At 66.2% G+C, this 17,592-nt stretch carries 14 protein-coding genes; 4 read left to right on the plus strand and 10 right to left on the minus strand.

What is annotated here, in order from left to right; translation table 11 throughout:
* Positions 1-62: 62 nt before the first annotated feature.
* Positions 63-1,376, plus strand: coding sequence for a hypothetical protein (locus JQ633_RS29990; RefSeq protein ID WP_211988919.1), 1,314 nt, complete (start codon positions 63-65; stop codon positions 1,374-1,376).
* Positions 1,377-1,497: 121 nt separating this feature from the next.
* Here JQ633_RS29990 and JQ633_RS29995 read toward each other — a convergent pair whose 3' ends face one another.
* The 4 genes from JQ633_RS29995 to thiD all read right to left on the minus strand — a co-directional run bounded on the left by JQ633_RS29995 (position 1,498) and on the right by thiD (position 5,558).
* The gene (locus tag JQ633_RS29995; protein WP_211988920.1) at positions 1,498-2,487 is read right to left on the minus strand and encodes a threonine/serine dehydratase; all 990 of its coding nucleotides are present in this window, start codon (positions 2,485-2,487) and stop codon (positions 1,498-1,500) included.
* Positions 2,488-2,529: 42 nt separating this feature from the next.
* The gene (locus JQ633_RS30000) at positions 2,530-3,621 is read right to left on the minus strand and encodes a glycosyltransferase family 4 protein (protein ID WP_211988922.1); all 1,092 of its coding nucleotides are present in this window, start codon (positions 3,619-3,621) and stop codon (positions 2,530-2,532) included.
* Positions 3,618-4,430: a UDP-2,3-diacylglucosamine diphosphatase gene (locus tag JQ633_RS30005; RefSeq protein WP_211988923.1), complete on the minus strand. Its 813-nt coding sequence runs from the start codon at positions 4,428-4,430 to the stop codon at positions 3,618-3,620. Before JQ633_RS30005 ends, JQ633_RS30000 begins: the two co-directional genes overlap by 4 nt.
* 330 nt (positions 4,431-4,760) lie before the next feature.
* Positions 4,761-5,558 (minus strand): bifunctional hydroxymethylpyrimidine kinase/phosphomethylpyrimidine kinase, encoded by a 798-nt coding sequence (gene thiD / locus JQ633_RS30010; RefSeq protein ID WP_211988924.1) that lies wholly within the window; start codon positions 5,556-5,558, stop codon positions 4,761-4,763.
* Between the two features lie 188 nt (positions 5,559-5,746).
* On the opposite strand from thiD, the gene JQ633_RS30015 reads away from it, so the two are divergent.
* Positions 5,747-5,992 carry an Lrp/AsnC ligand binding domain-containing protein gene (locus JQ633_RS30015; protein WP_211988925.1) on the plus strand — a complete coding sequence of 82 codons (246 nt, stop codon included), beginning with the start codon at positions 5,747-5,749 and terminating at the stop codon, positions 5,990-5,992.
* On the opposite strand, the gene JQ633_RS30020 is transcribed toward JQ633_RS30015, so the two are convergent.
* Positions 5,989-6,921, minus strand: a complete 933-nt coding sequence (locus JQ633_RS30020; RefSeq protein ID WP_211988926.1) for a cytochrome c — start codon at positions 6,919-6,921, stop codon at positions 5,989-5,991. The two genes, JQ633_RS30015 and JQ633_RS30020, sit on opposite strands and share 4 nt — an antisense overlap.
* A 166-nt stretch (positions 6,922-7,087) precedes the next feature.
* Here JQ633_RS30020 and JQ633_RS30025 point away from each other — a divergent pair, with 166 nt between their 5' ends.
* The gene (locus tag JQ633_RS30025) at positions 7,088-7,510 is read left to right on the plus strand and encodes a CHRD domain-containing protein (protein ID WP_211988927.1); all 423 of its coding nucleotides are present in this window, start codon (positions 7,088-7,090) and stop codon (positions 7,508-7,510) included.
* A 150-nt stretch (positions 7,511-7,660) separates the two neighbouring features.
* On the opposite strand, the gene JQ633_RS30030 is transcribed toward JQ633_RS30025, so the two are convergent.
* A complete protein-coding gene (locus JQ633_RS30030; protein WP_211988929.1) occupies positions 7,661-8,107 on the minus strand; it encodes a c-type cytochrome in 447 nt (148 codons plus the stop codon).
* A gap of 106 nt (positions 8,108-8,213) precedes the next feature.
* Positions 8,214-10,523 (minus strand): xanthine dehydrogenase family protein molybdopterin-binding subunit, encoded by a 2,310-nt coding sequence (locus tag JQ633_RS30035; RefSeq protein WP_211988931.1) that lies wholly within the window; start codon positions 10,521-10,523, stop codon positions 8,214-8,216.
* A gap of 312 nt (positions 10,524-10,835) precedes the next feature.
* Here JQ633_RS30035 and JQ633_RS30040 point away from each other — a divergent pair, with 312 nt between their 5' ends.
* Complete coding sequence (locus JQ633_RS30040) at positions 10,836-13,277, plus strand: EAL domain-containing protein (protein ID WP_211988933.1); 2,442 nt, start codon at positions 10,836-10,838, stop codon at positions 13,275-13,277.
* A gap of 240 nt (positions 13,278-13,517) precedes the next feature.
* Here JQ633_RS30040 and murJ read toward each other — a convergent pair whose 3' ends face one another.
* The 3 genes from murJ to JQ633_RS30055 are packed head-to-tail and all read right to left on the minus strand — an operon-like array spanning position 13,518 to position 17,295.
* A complete protein-coding gene (gene murJ / locus JQ633_RS30045) occupies positions 13,518-15,047 on the minus strand; it encodes a murein biosynthesis integral membrane protein MurJ (RefSeq protein WP_211988935.1) in 1,530 nt (509 codons plus the stop codon).
* A gap of 44 nt (positions 15,048-15,091) precedes the next feature.
* Complete coding sequence (locus tag JQ633_RS30050) at positions 15,092-16,243, minus strand: DegT/DnrJ/EryC1/StrS family aminotransferase (protein ID WP_211988936.1); 1,152 nt, start codon at positions 16,241-16,243, stop codon at positions 15,092-15,094.
* 35 nt (positions 16,244-16,278) lie between these two features.
* Entirely contained in the window at positions 16,279-17,295 is a 1,017-nt protein-coding gene (locus JQ633_RS30055; protein ID WP_433995706.1) for a Gfo/Idh/MocA family oxidoreductase, read from the minus strand.
* Positions 17,296-17,592 lie beyond the last annotated feature (297 nt).

The raw sequence follows: 17,592 nt of genomic DNA on the forward strand, positions 1-17,592 counted from the left end.
ATTCGCGCGATATCGTGGTGATCGTTAGCGTAACGCGCAGTGATTTGCGCGGAGAGATTGTGATGGCCGAAGAAGCATTCGCCCTGTCGCCGATTTCCGCTCGCGCGGCCCAGCCGAGCGAGGAGGACTATGCCGCGATCAGTGCGGCCTTCATGGAGACCTCGCGGGGCCGCTGGTTCCTCGGCGAGTATGCCAAACGCAACCGCAATGCCGATACGCGGATGGTGCTCGACGCCGTGGCGCGGATCGAGGAGAGCCTTTCCGCGCAGCGCCAGGCCGCCGCGGACGCTTTCCGGGACGAGCAGCTGGAACAGGCGCTGGGCGCTCTGCGCGGCGTCATCGAATCCGCCCAGGCCTCGGCCGCCGGCGCGCTCGACGGTATCAGCTTCGAGCAGACGCTGGCGCCGGTGCGCAAGGGCGTGCGGGTGATTCGCGAGATCTCCTGGCGGCTGCGCGAGATCGGCAATGACGGCCGGATCTGCGACATCATCGATTCGCAGGTCAGCGCCATCGAGGCCGGCGCTGCCCAGCTCTCGATGGGCGAGGCCAAGGGCGTGCTGGATGCCGCCTTTGCGACGCTGGCGCGCCGGCTCGCCGAGTTCAATCCGAATCAGGCGGTCGCGACTGCCGGAGAGCCTGAGGTCGCCGAGGCTGCTGTCGCGGAGCCGGCTGCGGCTCCGCCCTCACCGCCGGTGGCCGAAAGCCCGGCGTCCGACGCGATGACCACCGAGCCAGCTCCGCCGGCTCAGACGGTCGTCTCGCCAATGCCTGCTGCTGAGTTCGTCGCATCGCCCGTCGCCAATGCCGAAACAGCTTCGCCGAGCGATACGGCGCTGGCCAAGGCCGAGGCTGCGCTCGCGGAAGCCGAGGCCGCCGAGCTCGCCCGCGCCACCGAGGAAGCCGCCGCCGACGCGCATGATGAAAGCGTGCTCGACCTGATCGCGGCCGAGATGGGTGCGCCCGATCCGATCGACGAAGAGGCGATCGCCGAGGAGATGCGCATCGCTGAGGAGATGCGTGTCGCCGAAGCGATGGCTGCCGAGCCGGAAATGACCATGCAGGCGCCCGAGCCCGCGCGGACGCCGGAGCCTGTACGGGTACCGGAGCCTGCTCTGCGGGTACCGGAGCCGGTGCGGGTCCTGGAGTCGGTCGGCGCGCCGGCGGCGATGGCCGCCACACGAATTGTGGAAGCGCCTGCGAGCCCGCCTCCACCGCCGGTTCGCACCGAAGCTGCGCCTGAGCCGAACGCCGAGATATCGCTAGGATCGACCATCATCGCGAGCGGCCTCGTCAAGCGGCCGAACCTTGCCGCCAACGATCCGCTGGCGCCGATCCGCCGCATGAGCCAGACCGAGAAGATCGCATTCTTCTCGTAAGGCGTTCGTGATTCTCAGCCCGTCACCCCCGCGCAAAGGCTTCGCCTTTGTCGCTGGAGGTGCGAGCCTCGAAGGGTGACGGCTCTATCGTTCCTTGCAAGGTGAGCAACGAGTCACAGGCTCAAGCGACCAGCTTCGCAAACAAGTCCGCGTCGACATTGCCGCCCGAGAGCACGATCACGACGTTCTTGTCCTTGACGTCGATCCGCCCCGCCAGCAGCGCTGCGAGTCCGATCGCGCCGCCGGGCTCGACCACCAGCTTCAGCTCGCGATAGGCGAACGCGACGGCGGCGCCGACTTCATCGTCGGAAGCGTTGACGCCGGCCGCGAGCAGCTTGCTGTTGATGGCGAAAGTGAGCTCACCCGGCATCATCGCCATCAGCGCATCGCAGATGGTGCGCGCCGCGACCGGATGCGCCTCGCGATGGCCGGCCTTCAACGACAGCGCGTGATCGTCGTAGCCCGACGGCTCGGCGACGATCACCTGCGCCTGCGGGAATCTCGTCTTCACCGCGGTGGCGACACCCGCGATCAGGCCGCCGCCGGAGGCTGGCGCCACCACGATGTCCGGTGTGAGCCCGAGCGCGGCCATGTCCTCGGCGATCTCGCGGCCGGCGGTGCCCTGGCCTGCGATCACGAACGGATCGTCATAGGGCCGCACCAAGGTCGCACCGCGCTTGCCGGCGATGCCGTTGGCGATCGCCTCGCGGTCGTCGCGGTCGCGGTCGTACAGCACGACCTCGGCGCCGTAGGATGCGGTGCGCTGGCGTTTCGTGAGCGGCGAGTCCGCCGGCATCACGATGGTCGCCTGCATGTTGAGGATCTTTGCCGCGGCCGCCACGCCCTGGGCGTGGTTGCCCGAGGAGAACGCGACCACACCGCCGCCGCGCTTGTCCTGCGGTATAGAGGCGAGCTTGTTGAAGGCGCCGCGGAACTTGAACGATCCGGTCCGCTGCAGCATCTCGGGTTTCAGGAAGACCTTGGTGCCGACCCGTTCATTGAGGACGGGGAAGGTCAACAGCGGCGTGCGCACCGCGAACGGCGCGACCACCCTTGCGGCGGCATCGATGTCCGCGGCAGCGACGGGTGGATTTAGAGCGGTGTCCGTCATCCGCGATTTGTATCGCGGCAGCGGACGGCCCGGCAAGACGCTTTATCTTGATGTGGCTTGGGGGGCCGGCAGGGCGGCAAAATGGTGTTTTTCGGCACCGAACTCGATCGCCTCCCCCTCGCCATCGGGCGGTACGGGGCGGACATTCATGCAGCGGTCGATGAACACCCGGGCCGAGGCCTGCCAGGTGTGGAGTGCGGCGAAATCGACGCAGGCCTGACGCGAAATGCTGAGCGCTTCCAGGCAGGCCTGGCGCAGGTCCTCGTCGAGCACGCCGACCGGCGCGGAGCCGATCACGTCGCTCGGGCCGGTGACCGGAAAAGCGGCAACCGGCAGGCCGCTGGCCAGCGCCTCCAGCAGCACGAGGCCGAACGTGTCGGTCCGGCTCGGGAACACGAACACGTCGGCGGCGGCATAGATCTCGGCCAGTTCCTCGCCATGGCGGGCGCCGAGGAATACCGCCTCCGGATACTTCCGCTCCAGCGCCAGCCGCGCGGGACCATCGCCGACCACGACCTTGGTGCCCGGCAGATCGAGATCGAGGAAGGCCTCCAGATTCTTCTCCACCGCCACCCGGCCGACGCTGAGATACACCGGCTGCGGCAGGCAGAGATCGACGTCGCGCGGATGAAACAGCGCGGTGTCGACGCCGCGCGACCACAGCACCACGTTGCGGAAGCCGCGCTGGCGCAGTTCAGCCGCCAGCGCCGGCGTCGCCGCCATCACCGCCTGGCTCGGCCGGTGGAACCAACGCAGCGCACGCCAGACCCAACCTTCCGGAATCGGCGTCCGCGCCGAGACGTATTCGGGGAAGCGGGTGTGGAAGCTGGTCGTGAACGGCAGGCCGCGCTTGCGGCAGTAGCGGCGAACCGCAAGCCCGATCGGGCCTTCGGTCGCGATGTGGATGCTGTCGGGCCTCGCCACCTCGATCATGGCTGCGACCTTGGCCTGGTACGGCAAAGCCAGTCTGAGATCGCGATAGCTCGGCATCGCGAAGGTGCGGAACGCGTCCGGCGTCAAGAAACTCACCTCGACGCCGAGCGACTTCGCCGCTTGCGCCATCATGGTCAGCGTGCGGACAACCCCGTTGACCTGGGGATGCCACGCATCGGTCGCGACCAGGATATGCGTCATGCAGCGCGTGCCGTGACCCGCGGCACCGGCGTCACACGGCGCACCGGGTCGGTCCAGGTGATGATCTCGAAGCGGCCATCCTCATGCTCGGCGAGCGCGGTGCAGCTCTCCACCCAGTCGCCGCAATTCATGTAGCGGATGCCGTGCTCGTCATGGATCGTCGCGTAGTGGATGTGGCCGCAGATCACGCCGTCGCAGCCGTGGCGGCGCGCCTCGCCGGCCAGCGTCGATTCGAACGCGCCGATATAGTTCACGGCCTTCTTGACCTTCAGCTTGGCCCATTGTGACAGCGACCAGTACGGCACGCCAAACATCTTGCGGAAGAAGTTGACGAAGCGATTCATCTGGATCGCGAAGTCGTAGGCCTTGTCGCCGAGATGGGCGAGCCAACGTGCGTTCTGCACCACGAGATCGAAGATGTCGCCGTGGATCACGAGATAGCGCTTGCCGTCGGCGCCGGTGTGGACGGTGTTCTCCACCACGTCGATGCCGCCGAAATGGGTGCCGTAATATTTGCGCAAGAACTCGTCGTGGTTGCCCGGGACGTAGATCACCTTGGCGCCCTTGCGCGCCTTGCGCAGCATCTTCTGCACGAAATCGTTGTGCGTCTGCGGCCAATACCAGTTCGACTTCAGCGCCCAGCCGTCGACGATATCGCCTACCAGGTAGATCGTGTCGGCATCGTGGGAGCGGAGGAAGTCCAGCAGGCGATCGGCTTGCGAACCGCGGGCTCCGAGATGGACATCGGAGATAAACAAAGTGCGAAAGCGCCGCTCGGGGCTTTCTTCACTCAAGGAGTCACTTCCCATGCCGTGCACCTAACAGATTCCTGTGACAAGGCGATGACGATCCCCGCGACCCAAGGCCCCACAATCAGTTAACGAGAATCAGTTGCACGCCCCTTCACTGCCGATAACAGCGGCATGCGACAATCTGGCGACATCGCGGCCGCAAGCTGTGCGGAACATTGCGATGTGTTGCTTGTGTAACGCGATGGGACAAGATTGCGCGCGTCATTGCTTCTTCGCTGCGCAATGACGGTGCGTAGCCCGGATGGAGCGAAGCGCAATCCGGGGCCGCTGTAACCGCGGATGGCCCTAACCCGGATTACGCTTCGTTTCATCCGGACGACGGGAGCTTCAATAATACTTGTGGAAATGATGCACGGGACCGTGGCCGTGGCCGACGGCGAAGCGATCGGCTTCGGCGATCGCCTGGGTGATCCAGGCCTTGGCGCTGCGCACCGCGGCTTCCAGACCCTCGCCTTTCGCAAGCCCTGCTGCGATCGCCGACGACAGCGAGCAGCCGGTGCCGTGCGTGTTCGCCGTCGCGATGCGCGGCGCGACCAGCGCGACGCTGCGCTCGCTGTCGATCAGATAGTCGATGCTCTCGGCGCCATGGCCGTGACCGCCCTTGACCAGCACCGCGCGGCATCCCATCGCCAGCAATCGCCTGCCCTGGGCTTCGACGTCGGCCTCGGTCTCTGCGACCTCTTCGTTCAGCAACGCCGCGGCCTCCGGCAGGTTCGGCGTGATCAGCGACGCCAGCGGAAACAGTTTTGTCCTCAGCGCATCGACCGCCTCGGCCGCAAGCAGCCGGTCACCCGAGGTTGCGACCATCACCGGATCGAGCACGACATGGCGCGGCGCCCAGCGCTTCAGCCCGTCGGCGATCACGGAGATGGTCTCGACCTGCGCCACCATGCCGATCTTCACCGCGCCGACCGCAAGGTCGGAGAACACGGCATCGATCTGCGCGGTGACGAAGTCGGCGGGCACCGGATGGATGCCGGTGACGCCCCTGGTGTTCTGCGCCGTCAGCGCCGTGATCACAGAGGCACCGTAGACGCCGCGCGCGGCAAAGCTCTTCAGGTCGGCCTGGATGCCGGCGCCGCCGGAGGAATCCGAACCGGCAATGGTGAGCGCGACCGGCGTCATGACAGGGCGCACGCGGTGGATGGGAACGGGGTCATGGCCTTTCCTACCGCGGGAAGCCTACCTGCAGCAAGTTCGGCTGGATTTGCCGTGACTTGCCATCGCGCCCGGCCGCAGCCTAGGCCGCCACTTGGCCTTGCCACGGCCGTCGGTTTTTGGCCTATTGTCGGCAATTCCCCGGAGACAAAGCGATGGTTCCCTTCTTCGTCCAGATCAAGTGCAAGCTCGGCCAGTCCTACACCGTCGCGAACGCGCTGGCGGAGGCCGAGATCGCATCGGAGATCTACTCCACCGCGGGCAACTACGATCTCCTGGTCAAGTTCTACGTCGACCACGACACCGACATCGGCCACTTCATCAACGAGAAGGTTCAGGTGATCCCGGGCATCCAGGACACCCTCACCATCATCACCTTCAAGGCGTTCGGCGGGCGTTAGGACTCTTTCTTCTCCGGCTTCTTCGGCCGCGGCGGTCCCTCGACCGCCGGCAACGACTTGATGTACTCGGCGATCGCGTCGCGATCCTGCGCCGAGAGCTGCGAGGTGTTCTTGATCACCCGCGTCATCGCGCCGCCGGCGCTGTCGCCATCCGGCGTCTGGCCGCTTTCGAGGAAGTAGGAAATATCCTTCGCGCTCCAGTCCGAGAGCCGCTTCTGCGTGATGTTGGGCACCCAGCCCTCGCCCTCCGGATTCGGGCCGCCGGCGAAGCGCTGCGCCGTGATGATGCCGCCGAGAAAATTGCGCGGGCTGTGGCATTCGGCGCAATGGCCAAAGCTGTTGACGAGATAGGCGCCGCGATTCCACTGCTCGGACTTGCTCGTATCAGCGACGAGCGGCTTGTCGTCCATGAACAGCAGTTTCCAGATGCCGATGTTGCGGCGGATGTTGAACGGGAACGGCACGTCGTGGTCGCGCACCTTGCCGACGACAGCGGGCAAGGTCTTCAGATAGGCGAAGAGATCGCGCACGTCGCTGATTTTGGCGTGCTCATACGAGGTATAGGGAAACGCCGGGAAGAAATGCGTTCCCACCGGCGAAGTTCCCTTCATCACCGCCGTGACGAAGTCGGCCTCGCTCCAGCGGCCGATGCCGTCGTTCGGATCAGGCGAGATGTTCGGCGCATAGAACGTGCCGAACGGCGACGGGATCGCGAGCCCGCCGCCGAGCTTCAGCCGGTCGTCCTGCTTCGGCACGGCATGGCACGAAGAGCAGCCGCCCGCGTTGAATATCTCGCGGCCGTTTGCAAGATCAGCCTGATGCGCGGGCAGCGCGCTCGCGGCAACGGTTGCGGGGATGGTCAGCCACCAGAACACGCCGAAACCGGCGATACCGGCCAGAATGGCCAGAAGGAGAATTCGTCGCAGCATTCACTGATCCGTCATTGGGCGCTTCACTGCATCAACCAGTATGATCGAAAACCGGGCCAACAAGCTCGCATCAAATTTCGCGCCTTCACGATGATTTGGGGAATAAACCGGCGCAACCGCTGTTTGAAGGTCGAAACCATCTTGTGACGTCAAAAGGGAGAGCACCATGCAGAACAAGACCTTGCTTGCCACACTGACGCTGGGCGCCGCGATCGCATTCGCCGGCCCGGCCTTCGCCGAGAAGATGAAGGCGACGCTGGACGCCAAGTCCGAAGTACCGGCGAATACCAGCGCCGGCACCGGCACTGCCGACATCGATTACGACGCCGCCACCAAGAAGCTGAGCTGGAAGGTGACTTATTCCGGACTCAGCGGTCCCGCCACTGCGGCACATTTCCACGGGCCCGCCGAAGCCGGCAAGAACGCCGGCGTCGCGGTCGCGATCCCGAATGCGACGTCGAGCCCGGTCGAAGGCAGCGCGACACTGACCGACGCGCAGGCCGCCGATCTCCTCGCCGGCAAGTACTACGTCAACATCCACACCGCGGCGAACCCGGGCGGCGAAATCCGCGGCCAGGTCACGAAGTAAGGCGAAGCCCGACGAGAGAGGTCGCACGACGTGAGTTGAGCGACCTCGTTCCAACAAGAAGAATGCCGGCACAACGAAAAAGGGCGGACGCTTCGCGGCGTCCGCCCTTTCTTGATTGCCTGTCGCGCGATCCGCGCGGAGATGTGATCATCAGCCCTTCTTGAGGCGGAATGTCTCGTGGCAGCCGCCGCACTGCTTGCCGATGGCGCCGAGCTCGGCCTTCAGCGTGTCGACATCCTTGATCTTGCCCTTGGCATCAGCGACCGCCTTGGCGTAGCTCGCGATGTGCTGCTCGAAGCCGGCCTTGTCTTCCCAGATCTTCGGCGAGGCGGAGTAGTCGCCATCCGGCTTGAGCCCCTTGGTGCTCTCGGGGAACAGGGTCGGCAGCTTCTTGGCGGTGTCCTCGAACGTTGCCAGCGCGGTATTAACGGTGGCCTGATCATAGGGCTTCTCGCCCTTGACGATCGCCCCCAATGCGCCGGCATTCTTGCCGGTTTCCTTCATCTGGGCCTGGGTCTGCTTGACCTGGTCCTGCTGCGCAACGACCGCACCGGCGCTGAAAGCCAGCACCGCTGCAACGACGACAATCCGCTTCATCGCAAATCCCCTCAATTCCGGTTGCCCCCGGTCCGCGGTCTGCGCCGGGCTTGTTTGCAAACACCGCAGGCGGGACCTTCATCCCGCCTGCGACATTTTATCATTATCAGAGATTATGCTGGCGTTGTGCCTCGCGGATCGCGATCCAGACCCGCTCCGGGGTTGCCGGCATGTCGATGTGGTCGATCTTGTACTCGCGGTGCAAGCCCTCGACGATCGCGTTGACCACCGCCGGGCACGAGCCGATTGCGCCGGCCTCGCCTGCCCCCTTCACGCCGAGCGGATTGGTGGTGCAGGGCACGTTGTTGGTCTCGAACACGAAGGACGGCCCATCGGACGCGCGCGGCAGCGCGTAGTCCATGAAGGTGCCGGTGACGAGCTGGCCGTCGGCCTGGCTGTACACCGCCTGCTCCATCAGCGCCTGGCCGATGCCCTGCATCGCACCGCCATGCACCTGGCCCGCCAGCATCAGCGGATTGAGCGTGACGCCGAAATCGTCGACGATGACGTAGTTGACGATCTTGATGATGCCGGTGGCGGGATCGATCTCGACCTCGGCGAGATGCGTGCCGTTCGGATAGGTGCCGTCGGCGCTCGCGAACGTCGCGCTGGCATTTGTGTCGGAGGCATTGCTGCCGGGCCGCTTGGCGAGATCGGCAAAGCTGATCGAACGGTCGGTGCCGGCGATGCGGATGCGGCCATCGGCGATCTCGAGGTCGCCGGCGCCGGCTTCAAGCGCCTGTGCAGCAAGCTGCTTCAGCTTGTTGCCGAGGTCGTGCGTGGCGCGCTGCACGCTGACGCCGCCCGACGGGATCGAGGCCGAGCCGCCGGTGCCGAGCCCGGTCGCGATCTTGTCGGTGTCGCCCTGCAGCACGTGAACGCGCTCAGGCGGCACGCCGAACTGCTCGGCGACGATCTGCGCGTAGGCGGTCTGGTGGCCCTGCCCGCTCGACTGCGTGCCGATCAGGATCGAGATGTCGCCATTGGGATCGAGTGCAACGTTGGCGGTCTCCTCGCCCATCGTGCCGCAGACCTCGACATAGCTTGCCATGCCGATGCCGCGCACAAGGCCTTCCTTCTTCGCGGCCTTGGCGCGCTTTGGAAACTCCTTCCAGTTCGCGATCTCCATCGCGCGCTTCATGTGCGCGACGAAGTCGCCGGAGTCGTAGACCTTGCCCGTCGCGGTCGTGTAGGGCAGCGATTTCGGCGGAATAAAATTCTTCCGCCGGATTGCATCGGGCGTCATGCCGAGCTTGCGCGCAGCGGCATCGACCAGCCGCTCGATCACATAGGCAGCCTCGGGGCGGCCCGCGCCGCGATAGGCATCGACCGGCACCGTGTTGGTGAACACGGTGCGGACACGGCAGTGGAAGGCCTGGATGTCGTAGAGGCCCGGCAGCATGCCGGCGCCCCCATGCGGGATGTAGGGCGCGAAGGTCGACAGATAAGCGCCCATGTCGCCCATCAGGTCGACATCCATGCCGAGGAACCTGCCGTCCTCGGCCAACGCCATCTTCGCGGTGGTGAGATTGTCGCGGCCCTGCGCGTCGCCCATGAAGTGATCGGAGCGCTCGGCGGTCCACTTGATGGTCTTCTTCAGCTTGCGCGCAGCGACCGAGATCAGCGCGTATTCCCGGTACGGGAACAGCTTGGTGCCGAAGCCGCCGCCGACATCCGGGCAGATCACCCGCATGTTCTCCTTCGGCATCTTCAGGATCATGTCGCAGAGGATCTCGCGCAGGCGATGGCTGCCCTGGCTGCCGATCGTCAGCGTCAGGTGATCCTTCTTGGCGTCGTATTCGGCGACCGCCGCGCGCGTCTCCATGAAGTTGGTGATGACGCGCGGATTGACGATGGTGATCTCGGCCACCGCATGCGCCTTCGCGAACGCCTCATCCGCCGCCTTCTTATCGCCGATCGAGACGTCGAACAGCAGATTGCCGGGCTTGTCGGGCCAGACCTGCGGTGCGTCCTTCTTCACGGCATTGGCGAGGCCTGCAACGGCCGGCAGCGGCGTCCATTTGACGTCGATCGCCTCGATCGCATCGCGGGCGTGATCGACGGTATCGGCGACCACGAAGGCGACGGCGTCGCCGACATGGCGCACCTCGTCCCTGGCGAGGATCGGGTAAGGGGGTGCGGTGAACGGATCGGTTTCGAGGTTGAACAGGCACGGCAGGCCGCCGAGTTCGGCGACGTCGTCGGCAGTCAGGATCAGCGCCACCCCGGCCATGCCGCGGGCCTTGCCGACGTCAATGGTGTAGGTCGCGTGCGCATGCGGCGAGCGCAGCATCAGCGCGTGCAGTGCGGGAGACGGGGCAACGTCGTCGGTGTAGCGGCCCTTGCCGCGAATCAGGGCGTCATCTTCTTTGCGCCGCACGCTCTGTCCGACGCCGAATTTGATGGGGGCTGCCATAATCTCTCCGGTTGCAGTCTTCTTGTTCCGCCATATTGGCGTGGTTGTCGGGTAAGCGCAAACGGCTTTGGGCCGGTCGCGGGATTCACGGAAACTACACCAAATATGCCGAGGATTCCCCGATTGTGACCGGCTTCGCTCCAAGGTTGTCGAACCGTGTGGTAGCGTATCTGCCGCGTAATTGTACGTTGGCGTTTTGGTTGGGGACCGATGGCCGTTCGCAGGTTGCCGCAGGGGCAAGCCCCCACGGGGGTAGCGCGTCACCGCTGGCATGAAGAACGGTCGCTGCGATGCGCCATCAGGATGGCCCGCATGGGCTACTGGGAGTCGCGCAGCGCGGCTGCGACCGATCTCTGGATATCGCCCGAGTTCGCCGCCTTCTACGAATTCGATACAGTCGACGGCTTCATCCCGATCGCGACGGTACGCGAGCGCTACCTCCCTGAAAGCCGGAAGCTCCTGCAGGCGCATTACGCGACCTGCTGGGCGGAAGGGCGGCCCTATGCGGTGCAGACGAAGCTGCGCAGGCCGGACGGCAGCGTGCTCGACTGCGTGGTGCATGGCGAGGCGGAATTCGACCCCAGCGGTCAGGTCCGGCGCGTGTCCGGCATCGTGCGCGACGTTACGGAGGAGACCACGGCGCTGCGGCGCCTCGCGGAGAGCGAGCAGCGGCTCGCCGATTTCGTCAGCACCGCTTCGGACTGGTGCTGGGAGAGCGACGCGGCGCATCGGCTGCTGCCCTATCCCAAGTCGCTTGCCGGCAATGCGGCCTTCCAGAGCGTGGCCGCCGGCGGGCGGGCGCGTTGGGAACTGTCGTACGCGCCCGAGGACACTGATGCGATGGCGCGGCACCGGGCCGACATGGAGGCCCACCGCCCTTTTCGCAATTTCACATATACGCTGATCGGCACGGACGGATCGCGCGTCAGCATCTGCACCAGCGGCAAGCCGATCTTCGCCGATGACGGCAGCTTCCTCGGCTATCGCGGCACCTCCAGCGACATCACCCAGCTCAGGGCGGCCAAGGCGCTGCTCGACCAGCGCACGCGGGCGCTGGAGGAAGCCCACCAGCTCGGCAAGATCGGCACCTGGAGCTACCGGCTGAACGCCGGGCGCACGATCTGGTCGCCCGAACTGTACCAGCTGCTCGGTTTCGACCCCGATACGTTCCAGCCGAGCTATGCCAACATCAGGCCCTATTTCCTCGGCAGCGACGCCGACCGCTTCCGCGACGTGCAGAACAGGGTGCTGCGCAGCCGCCGGACCGAGGCCACCGACCTGCGGATGCTGCACGCGGACGGCACCGCGCGTGATCTCGCCGTGATCTGCAAGGCGGAGATCGTCCACGACAAGGTGATCGGCATCATCGGCACGGTGCAGGACGTCACCGAACGCAAGGACGCCGAGCGTCAGCTCGAGCAGCTCGCCTACAGCGATCCGCTGACCGGGCTGGCCAACCGCGCGCTGTTCACGCGCCAGCTCGCCGCCCTGATCGATGGCTGCGCCGTGGATGGCCGCGGCGGCGCGCTGCTGCTGATCGACCTCGACCGCTTCAAGGAGGTCAACGACTCCCTCGGCCATGCCGCCGGCGACAAATTGCTGATCCAGGTCTCGGCCGCGCTGCGGCAGGAACTCGGGACGCGAACCTTCATCGCCCGGCTTGGCGGCGACGAATTCGCGGTGCTGGCCGAGGACTACGGCATGTCCGACGCCGCGCTGACCGGGCTTGCCGACCGGCTGATCGCAAAACTGTCGGTGCCCGTCGATCTCGCCGAGGGCGAGGCCTGCGTCGGCGCCACCATCGGCATCGCCCGCCTGCCCGAGCATGGCGCAACCGCGGAGACCGCCGTGCGCAACGCGGACCTCGCGCTCTACATGGCCAAGGAGGCCGGTCGCGGCCGGGCAAAACTGTTCGAGCCGGTCTATGCCCAGGCGGTCGATCAACGGCTCGATCTCAGCCGGCATCTGCGCCACGCCGTCGAGACTGGCGCCCTCCAGGCGCATTACCAGCCGCAGATGGACCTGCGGACCGGCCGCGTCACCGGCTTCGAAGCGCTGCTGCGCTGGACCCATCCCGAGCGCGGGCCGATCTCGCCGACCGAGTTCATCCCGATCGCCGAGAGCAGTGGTCTGATCGTCGATCTCGGCCTGTGGGTGCTGCGCGAGGCCTGCCGGCAGGGCCGCGCCTGGCTCGATGCCGGGTTGCCGCCGCGCTCCGTCTCGGTCAACGTCTCGCCGGCACAGATCTGGAACGTCGACTTCGAAACGGCGGTCTCGGCCGTGCTGGCGGAGACCGGCTTCCCGGCGGAGCTGCTCTGCCTCGAGCTGACCGAAAGCCTGTTCGTGGATCATACCGAGCAGCGGATCAGCCGTACGCTGACGGCGCTGTCGGGCCTCGGCGCTCGCCTTGCGCTCGACGATTTCGGCTCGGGCTATTCCTCGCTCGGCTATCTGACCCGCCTGCCCTTCGACTGCCTGAAGGTGGACCGCGCCTTCGTCGACGGCATCTCCACCGCGCCGGAGAAGCGCAAGCTGCTCGGCGGCATCATCGCACTGTCGCACGGGCTCGGCATGACGGTGGTCGCGGAAGGCGCCGAACTGCCGGCCGAGCTCGACGTGCTCGGTGGGCTCGACTGCGACGTGGTGCAGGGCTTCGTCTTCTCCCCGCCGGTCGCCGCCGACCAGGCGCCACTGGTCGCCGCCAGCATCGAGCGCGAGGCATGGCGGATCCAGCCGAGACGGAAGCGCGTCTAGGGGACGCGCTTCGCATATCGGTGCAGCGAAGAACTTCCCCTCGAGGGGACGCTCTCTCAAAGTGGCGAAAACAACCCCATGCAAAGTAGCAGGCGGCCGCCGGCGCTCGAAACAAGCAACTTGACGCGTCGGGCAACTCAGTAGTATATTTTCATTATTCCGAAATCGCGCAGATGCCCCGCAGTAGCGCGCGCCCTTGGCGATCGCGGCCAATCCAAATCATTGACCCGCTACGGAGTGCTACACGCGTCGCAGCGCGAAAATCCAGCCGCGGCCGAACAGCGTGAGGATCGATAACAGGTAGACGAAGATGCCGACGGTGACCAGCAGCAGCAGGATCATTTCCTCGCGGAGGAACTGCATCGGTGCGAACCAGACATAGGCGAAGTGCGAGGTCAGCCACAGCGCCACCGCGAGCAGGATGCCGCAGATCGCAAACGTGCCGAACGAGCGCAGCAGCGCGCGGTCGAGCACGAGGAAGCCGCGGCGCACCGCGAAGAACAGCACCAGCAAGAGATTGACCCAGGCGCCGACCGCGGTCGCCAGCGCGAGGCCGACCTGGGCCAGCGATGAGACCAGCGCGATCTTCAGCGCGACGTTGACGGCAACGCCAGTCAGCGCCGCCTTCACCGGGGTCGCGGTGTCCTTGCGGGCATAGAAGGTCGCGACCGCGCTGCGGATCATCACGAAGGGGATCAGCCCCACCGCATAGGCCGCCAGCGTCGCGCCGGCGGTGGCGGCATCGGCCTTGGAGAACGCGCCGCGGGCGAACATCGCGCGCATGATCGGATCAGCGACGGTGAGGAACGCCGCCACGAACGGCACCGAGAACAGCAGCGTGAAATCGAAGGCGCGGCGCTGCGCGGCCATCGCCCCGGTGTGATCGTCGGCCGAGAGGCGCCGCGACATCTCCGGCAGCAGCACGGTACCGATCGCGATCCCGATCACGCCGATCGGCAACTGGTTGAGGCGGTCGGCATAGTACAGCGCCGACAGCGCGCCGGCCGGCAGGAAGGTCGCGATGATGGTGTCGGCGAACAGCGCGACCTGCGTCCCCATCGAGCCGATGGTGGCCGGGCCCAGCGCGCGGAAGAAGGCCCGGACGTCCTCGTCGAGCTTGAGCGGCGCGAAGCGCGGCAGACCGCCATGGCGCGACAGGTCGCCCGCGAGCAGGAAGAACTGCAGGAAGCCCGAGATCAGCACGCCCCAGGCCGCGGCATGGCCTGCGCTGGGAAAGAACGCGGCCAGCGCCAGCGTCATCATCATCGCGAGGTTGAGGAAGATCGGCGCCGCCGCGGCGCTGGCGAAGCGATGCATCACGTTGAGCATGCCGCCGTAGAGCGTCACCAGCGTGATCAAGAGCAGATAGGGAAAGGTGATCCGCGTCAGTTCGATCGCGAGCTGGCGCTGCGAGGCGTCCTCGGTGAAGCCGGGCGCGAGGATGCTCATCGCCTGCGGCATGAAGAGCATCGCCACCACCAGCAGGATCACCTGCGAGGCGAGCAGCAGAGTGAAGATGCGGTCGGCGAATAGCCGCGCCGAGGCCTCCCCGCCCTCGCCGCGAACGTGGGCATAGGCCGGCACGAAGGCGGCGTTGAAGGCGCCCTCGGCGAAGATCGCGCGGAAATGATTGGGCAGCCGCAGCGCCACGAAGAATGCGTCGGCGACCGGGCCGGCGCCGAGGATCGCCGCGAGCATGATGTCGCGCGCGAATCCGGTCACCCGGGAGAGGAGCGTGTAGCCGCCGACGGTGAAGATGCGCCCGAGCATGCGCTGCTTCTTAGCGCATGATCAGCCTACGTCAAAATGGCGTATCAGGAAGAGAGCGCACCACGCACCGCCTCGATGACGCGCTGCTGGGCCGCTTCGTCGAGATAGGCGTGCATCGGCAGGCTGATGACGTCCTCCGACAGGCGTTCGCTGACCGGCAGGCCGCCGTCGGCGACCGGGAAGCTGCGATAGGCGGTCTGCTGGTGCATCGACCTGGTGTAGTAGATCGCGGTCGGGATGCCCTGCGCCTTCAGCGCCGCCGCGAACGCGTCGCGGTCGGTCCCCTTGGGCAGGCGGATGGTGTATTGCGCCCACACCGAGGTGCAGCCGGCAGCGAGCCGCGGCACGGTCACGAGGTTGCCGAGCCCGCGCGCATAGCGGTCGGCGACCACGTTGCGGGCGGCGATCTCGTCGTCGAAGATCTTCAGCTTCTCGATCAGCACCGCAGCCTGCATGGTGTCGAGCCGGCCGGTGAGACCGAGGCGGACATTGTCGTACTTGTCCGAGCCCTGGCCGTGAACGCGGATGCTGCGCAGCGTGTTCGCGAGCTCGTCGTCATCGGTGAAGATGGCGCCGCCGTCGCCGAAGCAGCCGAGCGGCTTGGCCGGGAAGAAGCTGGTCGCAGTCGCAAGCCCGAAGGTGCCGAGCTTGCGGCCCTTGAAGCTGGCGCCAAAACCCTGCGCGGCGTCGTCGAGCACGAACAGGCCTTCGGCCTTGGCGACCGCGGCCACCGCATCGTGATCGGCGCTCTGGCCGAACAGGTCGACCGGGATGACGCCGACCGGCTTCAGGCCGCGCGCCTTCGCGGTCGCGATGCCGCGCTTCAGCGAATTGACGTCGATGTTGAAGGTGGCCTCGTCGACGTCGACGAACACCGGCGTCGCGCCCGCCAGCGCCACCGCCTCGCCGGTCGCGCAGAAGGTGAAGGACGGGCACAGCACGGCATCGCCGGGGCCGACATTCTTCGCCATCAGCACCATCAGCAGCGCATCGGTGCCGCTGGCGCAGGTCACCACATGCTTCGCGCCAGAATAGTCCGCGAGCGCCTTCTCGAGCGCCGTGACCTCCGGGCCGTTGATGAACTGGCAGTGGTCGAGCACGCGGGCGACCGCCTCATCGATCGCTTTGCCGATCCGCCGGCGCTGCGCGGCGATGTCGATGAACGGAATGGGTTCGGGACGCATGTGCTGGTTCATGAAGTCTTTTCGTGCGTGTTTTTATTGAAGGATGATCAGCCGACGACGCGGCGCGGACCCTTGCGCACCGTCGTTGCGGCGGGCCGGGCCGGCGATTCCAGGCAGCGGATCGCGATCTCGAGGCTGGCGACGCCCTCGTCGCCGGAGACCGCCGGCAGCTTGCCGGTTCTGACGGCATCGAGGAAGGCGATCAGTTCGGCACGCAGCGGCTCGTCGTGGCCGACCGGCAGATGACGCATCGAATAGCTGCCGTCCGGCTTGAAGCCGAAGCATTCGGTGACCTGACGGGTGAGCAGATCGCCCATCACATATTTGCCGCGGGTCGCCACCGTGACGTTGCGCGCCTTGAACGGCGTCAGCCAGTTGGTGTTGATGTGGGCGAGCACGCCGGAGGCGGTGCGGAACTGGAGCAGCGCGATGTCCTCGCGCTCGGCGACCGCGCTCGACAGCTGCGGCTGCACCTCGACGATATCGGACTCGGTGAACCAGCGGATCAGGTCGATGTCGTGCACGGCGAGATCGATCACGACGCCGACATTGGACATCCGCGGCGGGAACGGGCCGACCCGGGTGATGCCGATCGACAGGATGTCCTCGCCCGAGATCGCCTGCTTGATCGCGGCGACCGCCGGATTGAAGCGCTCGACATGGCCGACCATCAGCGTCACGCCGGCGCGCTGCGCGGCCTCGACGATCTCGCGGCCCTCCTCGACGGTGGAGGCGACCGGCTTCTCGACCAGGATGTGGATGTTGCGCGCGATGCAGGTCAGCGCGATTTCGTGATGCAGGTGGGTGGGGGCCGCGATCGTCACCGCGTCGACGCCCTCGGCGAGCAGCTCATCCAGCGTCTCGAACGCACGGCAGCCGACCAGTTCGGTGGCCCGTGCCCGGTGCTCCGGCAGCGGATCGACGATGCCGATCAGCACGACGTCCGGCAACCCGGCCAGCACGCGGGCGTGGTTGCTGCCCATGACCCCGGCCCCGATCACGCCGACACGCAATGCGCGCTTGATATCGGCCTTCGCGCCGGGCGCGGACAGTTTTGCATTCATATCGTAGACCCCAAGTGAAGTTCTGGCGGTTGTCCCGGCCTATTTTGGGAGCCACCCCGGCTCCCAAGGGAATCAGCGCAAGAGGCTATCCCTGTTTGGCGTTTTGACGCGAACCACGACCCGCTTCGTTGGCAGCCGCTATAGCACGGCGTCACAGATGTGGCGAATGCCAACAACGATATCCGGACACGTTTTGATTCAAAGAGTTACATCGTCCCGCGACTCATTTTTGGGCATCGGAACCCGGTCTGCGGAGGTTCGTGGCGGAAGATTGCGCCAACATGACGTCCGCCCGTC

The sequence above is a fragment of the Bradyrhizobium tropiciagri genome (genome assembly GCF_018130505.1).
Lineage (GTDB): Bacteria > Pseudomonadota > Alphaproteobacteria > Rhizobiales > Xanthobacteraceae > Bradyrhizobium > Bradyrhizobium tropiciagri_B.

Excerpts from the sequence above, each read along its gene's own strand:
- JQ633_RS30030 (WP_211988929.1), bottom strand. The coding sequence starts at position 8,107 with ATGAAGCGGATTGTCGTCGTTGCAGCGGTGCTGGCTTTCAGCGCCGGT.
- thiD (WP_211988924.1), bottom strand. The coding sequence starts at position 5,558 with ATGACGCCGGTCGCGCTCACCATTGCCGGTTCGGATTCCTCCGGCGGC.
- murJ (WP_211988935.1), bottom strand. The coding sequence starts at position 15,047 with ATGCTCGGGCGCATCTTCACCGTCGGCGGCTACACGCTCCTCTCCCGG.
- JQ633_RS30025 (WP_211988927.1), top strand. The coding sequence starts at position 7,088 with ATGCAGAACAAGACCTTGCTTGCCACACTGACGCTGGGCGCCGCGATC.
- JQ633_RS30020 (WP_211988926.1), bottom strand. The coding sequence starts at position 6,921 with ATGCTGCGACGAATTCTCCTTCTGGCCATTCTGGCCGGTATCGCCGGT.
- JQ633_RS30050 (WP_211988936.1), bottom strand. The coding sequence starts at position 16,243 with ATGAACCAGCACATGCGTCCCGAACCCATTCCGTTCATCGACATCGCC.
- JQ633_RS30000 (WP_211988922.1), bottom strand. The coding sequence starts at position 3,621 with ATGACGCATATCCTGGTCGCGACCGATGCGTGGCATCCCCAGGTCAAC.
- JQ633_RS29990 (WP_211988919.1), top strand. The coding sequence starts at position 63 with ATGGCCGAAGAAGCATTCGCCCTGTCGCCGATTTCCGCTCGCGCGGCC.
- JQ633_RS30015 (WP_211988925.1), top strand. The coding sequence starts at position 5,747 with ATGGTTCCCTTCTTCGTCCAGATCAAGTGCAAGCTCGGCCAGTCCTAC.
- JQ633_RS30055 (WP_433995706.1), bottom strand. The coding sequence starts at position 17,295 with ATGAATGCAAAACTGTCCGCGCCCGGCGCGAAGGCCGATATCAAGCGC.
- JQ633_RS29995 (WP_211988920.1), bottom strand. The coding sequence starts at position 2,487 with ATGACGGACACCGCTCTAAATCCACCCGTCGCTGCCGCGGACATCGAT.
- JQ633_RS30005 (WP_211988923.1), bottom strand. The coding sequence starts at position 4,430 with ATGGGAAGTGACTCCTTGAGTGAAGAAAGCCCCGAGCGGCGCTTTCGC.
- JQ633_RS30035 (WP_211988931.1), bottom strand. The coding sequence starts at position 10,523 with ATGGCAGCCCCCATCAAATTCGGCGTCGGACAGAGCGTGCGGCGCAAA.
- JQ633_RS30040 (WP_211988933.1), top strand. The coding sequence starts at position 10,836 with ATGGGCTACTGGGAGTCGCGCAGCGCGGCTGCGACCGATCTCTGGATA.